Source organism: Nocardia sp. 852002-20019_SCH5090214 (genome assembly GCF_001665865.1).
In the GTDB taxonomy this organism is placed as follows: domain Bacteria; phylum Actinomycetota; class Actinomycetes; order Mycobacteriales; family Mycobacteriaceae; genus Nocardia; species Nocardia nova.
On record NZ_LZMK01000050.1, the window covers coordinates 1 to 5536 of the forward strand.

3 protein-coding genes are annotated in these 5536 nt (G+C 65.1%); 2 read left to right on the plus strand and 1 reads right to left on the minus strand.

Annotation, left to right across the window (positions count from 1 at the left end):
• Positions 1-221: hypothetical protein (locus A5780_RS06350; protein WP_156769378.1), on the minus strand; the 221-nt coding region annotated here is incomplete at its 3' end.
• Positions 222-408: 187 nt separating this feature from the next.
• Here A5780_RS06350 and A5780_RS39780 point away from each other — a divergent pair.
• Together A5780_RS39780 and A5780_RS06360 are read left to right on the plus strand one after the other, a co-directional pair.
• A complete protein-coding gene (locus tag A5780_RS39780) occupies positions 409-1836 on the plus strand; it encodes a hypothetical protein (RefSeq protein WP_064907992.1) in 1428 nt (475 codons plus the stop codon).
• A gap of 854 nt (positions 1837-2690) precedes the next feature.
• Positions 2691-5435 (plus strand): NACHT domain-containing NTPase, encoded by a 2745-nt coding sequence (locus A5780_RS06360; RefSeq protein ID WP_156769379.1) that lies wholly within the window; start codon positions 2691-2693, stop codon positions 5433-5435.
• Positions 5436-5536 lie beyond the last annotated feature (101 nt).

Genomic DNA, 5536 nt, shown 5'->3' on the forward strand with positions numbered 1-5536 from the left:
TGCAGGTCGCGCAGTAGCCGGTCGCGGTGGTCGCGGGCCTCGGCGCTGAGTTTTCCGAGTTCGACGCGTTCGTCGGGTGGGAGTCTCGCGTGGTGGAGTTTGTAGTCGAGAATGTCCAGTTCTCGTTCGATGGCTTCGAGGGTCTGGACGCTGTTTTCCTGCGGGCCGAGGTGGGTGAGCTGGGCCAGAACGGTCTCGTATTCCTCGCGAAGACTGGGCATGCGATCACTCCCCCTGCGGTTCGATGCGGTCTGTGTCGAGGGTAGCCCGCGCATCGACATTGTTTGTGCCGCAGCGGATCCTGCTTCGGGCAGCATCTTTTCGCCCTGCGGTGTCGGTGGCGGCGGGCACCATGGATAGGCACCCGACAGTGGTGCGCCGCAGGGGAATTCGCCAGGGAGGGCTTCGATGGGCCGCAGTATCAGCAACCATTACGAGTGGTGGACCGATGAACGCTATGTCGAGCTGACCGATCTGCTCCGGACAGATCTGACCGTCAGCGAGATCGCCGAACGCACCGGACGCAGCACCACCGCGATCCAGGCACAGCTCAAAAGGCTGCTCCCGCCGGACTACAAGCTGGCAGCACGCAAGGCCGAGAAACTCGTGCGGGACCTGTTGCGATCAGGGGACTTCGACTGGCGCCAGCCTTTGCGTGAGCACGAGGCCCGCGCCAACCGGATCTACTGGGACCCCGACATGAACGACACCCTGCGATACGGGTGGGAGCAGGCGCAGCCACTCCAGGAGCTGACCGAGGCTCTGGGGGCCTCCGAACTGGAAGTCGCCCGGCAGCTGATGCGGCTGGGGCTGGCCGAGAACTCGCGGGAGACCGCCGAACGGCTGGGGTGCGACCCGGCAGGAACCTTGGCCGGCCGTCTGCGTCTGGCCGAGGACCGCGCCGCGGCCGCGGTATGGGTTCTCGTGGTCGACAACGCCCGCGGCACCGCCGCGATCCCCACCGGTGTCGCCGAACCTGAGAAGCGCCGCCGGCACATCTCGGTCCATCTCGACTTCGACACCGCCGACCTCGCACTCGGCGACATCCTGCGCGCACACGTCGAGGACGGCGGGGATCCTGGCGAGGTCACCGCCTCCATCGTGGAACGCAGCGTGGGCGATCTGGCCGTCGGCGCGGCGCCCGATCTGGCGGGGACGGTCGCTTCCGTACCGCGGCCCGGACTCGTCGACTTGGACGGGACAGACGAGGCCGCCGGTCCGGCTCGGTCGTCGGTCGACGACCGGTTCGCTCAGGCCGTCGACGAGTTGCGACGGGAGAGGGAATCGCAGGAGCAACTCGAGCGAGCCGAGCAACGGCAACGCCAGTCGGTGGCACAGGAATTCGCCGAGCAGGCCCAGCCGATCCTCACCGAAGCGGTCGAGAGGATCCGCCAGTACGAGGGTCTCGAGCTGCTGATTGTGCGGCCGAAGAAGAGGAAGTTCGAGCGAGCAGGACGGCTGTTCGGGGCGGATCGGGGCGAGCCTCAGCCGCGCTATGAGGTCATCGACCGGCAACGCTGCTGGCTGCTGCCCAGTTGGGTCACTCACGGATCCACGACAATGCTCTACGGGTCGATGCTGCTCACCGAACGCGCCGAGCTGGTCCACCTCGACGCCGGCACCCGTATCGCTGTCTGCGAGCAACCACGCACGGTCGCGATAGCGCAGCCTCCCCGCCCTGTCGATATCCGCGAGCACTTCAGTGACTTCGGGGCCGTGCCGGGCCGGGGCGATGTGTCGCCGCTGGATGTCCTGCGGACATACCTGGCCAGCTGCTGTGTCGAGCATGAGCATGCGCCCCTGCTGCCACCTGACCTGTCCGAATCCGAGAACTGACCCACTGCGCCCGTACGGGCCGGGCCTTCCACCACCTCCGGATCCCGGCGGCGCCGCGCAGGACCATCGACGCTGCCGCGAACCCCATCGCCAGGTGCCCCGAGCCCGCGAGGTTCGCCATGGTGCCTGCCAACCGTGCGGCTTCGGCGAGGCGAAGTATCGCCGCCTGGACTCGGTCGTCTCCAGGGGCCGGAGCGCATTCGGCGCACCGTGCGCGATCTCGGATCATCGGAGTGAGCGAATTGGTAACCATCGTGGCTGCCTTCCTTTTCGATGCGCTCGGCGATCACCGAACGCATCGCCAGGTAAGCGAGAAATCGGCGACGACCTCCGGGGTGGCGACGTAATCTCTGCTGTGTGCGCAGCTCAGCGGGGGTGTCGTCCGAATCTGATTCAGATCTGATGGCCCTGGAATCAGATCAGCACATCTGCGTCGTCCGATTGCGGCGCCGATGAGCGCAGCCGACCGTCCGGAGCTGCAGGAGCTGGCGACGGCATTGCGAACCGCCCGTGACACAGCCGGTTTCACCAACAAGGAGCTGTTGGACAAGATCATCGACCGCTTCAATCGGGAAGCTCTCGAACATGTCGGCAACAACCGCCGGCGGGCCGTGCTGTGGCACATGCTGAGCGAACCGCCTGTCACTCCCGACAAGTTGTCGCGGTGGATGCGCGGATGCAGCTGGCCCAGCGACTACGACGACCTCCGCCGTGTCACCTACGTGCTCGTGTGCGCAGCGGCGGAACGCGACCCGTCCTACACCTCACCCGATTTCAAGCGGTTGTGGGAGTGCGCGAAGCCCACGGCGAAGCGCCCTTCGTCGGCGCGCACCAGCGACCAGGCGCTGCGCGACATGCTCACCGATATCGCCGACCAGCTCGACACCGCCCCCGTCTACTACCCCCGCGAACTCAGCCCCGTCCTGCTCGCGGACTCCATGACCGCCACACTTCTCGAACCCGACTGGCTCACCACCACCGACACCACCACCAACGCCGACCTGTACGCCGATATCGCGCGCACCGGTGGCGTCGCGGCCCTGCCCACGCTGTCCGCCGGGCGTCGCACCGTGCTGCTCGGCAACCCGGGCAGTGGCAAGACCACCATCCTCGCCGCGCTGACCGCCCACCGCATACGCACTGAACACCGCGCGCCCACCCTGTATCTGCGCCTGCCCGACCTCGCCGACACCCTCACCACCGGGAGGGCCAAAACACTCGATCAGGCGCTGACCTACCTCACTGTTGCCATCGCCACGGGCTACCGCGGCACGATCAGCGACGAGCTGATGCACACCATCAGCGACGCCATCCGCACCAACCCCCACACCCTGCTCGCGCTCGACGCCTGGGACGAGGTCTACCAGCCCGAACAGCGCGAGCACATCCGCACCATCCTCGGTCTTCTCGAAACCGTTCCCGCTTCGATCGTCATCACCTCTCGAATCACCGGCTACACCCGACCTTTCGAGAACCAAACCGAATACCTCACCGATGACCTCACCCCCGCGCAGACCGACACCTTCTTCACCCACTGGTTCACCCACCGTCCCGGCAGCGGGCACCAACGCGTCATCGACGCCCGCCGAGACTCCCGCGAGGTCCGCGACCTCGTCGCGATCCCGCTGATGGCCGGCCTGGTCGCCTTCGTCGCCGAACACAATCCCGTCCCCACCCGCAAACACGCCCTCTACCGCAGCTACATCACCCGATTCCTCGAACGCCCCTGGAAGCCCGCCGCCCAGCAACGCCGCGACCCACTACTCATCGCTCAACTCGAAGCCACCGCAACACAACTCGCGTGGGCCATGGCCACCACGCCCACTGCCAGCCCGCTCGGCCGATGGCACGACACCGCCACCGTCGCGCAACTACTCGACCGCATCCCCAGCCAGCACCAGACCAACCTCGCCGAGCTGCTCCACAAGGACGGGCTCCTCACACTCCACGGCCGGCCCAGCCCCAACAGCACCTCTCTCGAGCATCACTACCGCTGGCTGCATCGCACCATCCACGAACACCTCACCGGCCGATACCTCGCCCAACTCCACACCAGCGACCCCCGCCGCGCCGATCACCTCACCCGCATCGCCGCACTCCGCCCTGAATGGAGCACCGTTCTCGAGCACACGATCGGCCTGCTCGACGACGACACGCAAACGCGTGTCCTCGGCCAACTCGACACCTATGCTGCGGAAGGCGACCCGGGAAACCACATCTCCGAAAAGGTCGTCGCCCTCACCGTCGCCTCAGTCGGGCGCCGCCATCCCCGCGCTCAGCAAACCCTCGATTCCGAACTCGCTCAACATCATTACCGAAACGCATACCGAATAGATCCCGACATCACCGTCGACCACCTGATCACCCATCCCTCCACCGATTGGGAGAAGGCCGCCGAGATCGTCAGAGCCATCGACGAGGTAACGACGAAAAAGCAGTGCGAGCTGCTGGTCACAATCGTCCGACGTGTTGAAAAGTACGGTGCCTACCTCGAAGACGCCTTCGCCCTTCTCGCCCACTACGACCGGGCAAAGACCGACCAGCTCATCCTCGAACACATCGTTCGTCACATGAACTACATCTCGTACCCGACGGCCGGCTGTGGTGACGACCTGATCGATGCCCTGGAAGAAATCGTCGCGACAAGATCTGACTACGTACAGTGCATCGCCGCTTCCGCGATTCTCGACGCGAATCGACCCGACAGCGTGGCGCGAGTAGAGCGATCCATGAACCCTGCGGTATACCGACTGTTTTCACTGGAACAGCGAGATCCGGAGCGCAAACTCAACGACGAAACTGCGGACTACAGGAATTTCCCTGGCGCGATGGAAGTCCTCAACGGCAGCCACGGCGCCATATTGGCGCTGCGCGGCGGCGGTAGATGCCTCCACCCGCTTGATGCCGATTCTGATGTCGACGAAGTGGCCCGGCTCGGTTACTGGATGTTCCAATCCGGCTGGCACACCCCGCCGCGCGACCCATCGGGCACATGGACAATCGAACGAGCCTTGACCAGCCTCGCAATCGATGACCTCGCGAGCCCCCCTGATGCCATCGAGCCACTCACTGAGGCGAACCGTGCTATGTGCTGGCTTATCAATCATCAGACCCCCGAAGCGGTTCCATCGCTGATACGTCTTCACACCGCATACGAACAGACCACATGGTGGCGCAGAGTGGACGCCATCGAGGATCTACCCGCTGCCTGTTCGATCACCCCCACCTATGCCAAGGCCGTGTCGCGGTTGGAGTGGCCATCGATCTGGCGTGAAGCCGAGCCCACCGTGCGCACGTATGGATGGGACTCGGTCTATCTCTTCGCACAGTCCGATCAATTGCGATGCAGTTCGGACGCGATTCACGACATCGCAACCTACATCAGCCAACACAACATCGTTCCCACCGAGCAGTACCTCGTTCGACTACTCGAAAGCGACGTCACCGGTCTCACCGACATCGCTGCTCGGGCGCCGTGGCCGGACGCGCGGAAAGCGATCGTCGACATGGCCTACAACGCCTGCAGCCCCGACTATCTCGAAGAGAACTGGCCCCACATGCTCAAAGCCCTCAACAATCCGTCGCAGCACACACCCTGAAGCCAGCTGCGCGGCGACTCCGGCGCGCTCTGGATGCATGGCCGTGCAGCGAACATCACCCAGTCACCGCCGCCCACACCGGTACCAGGATCAGCGATACC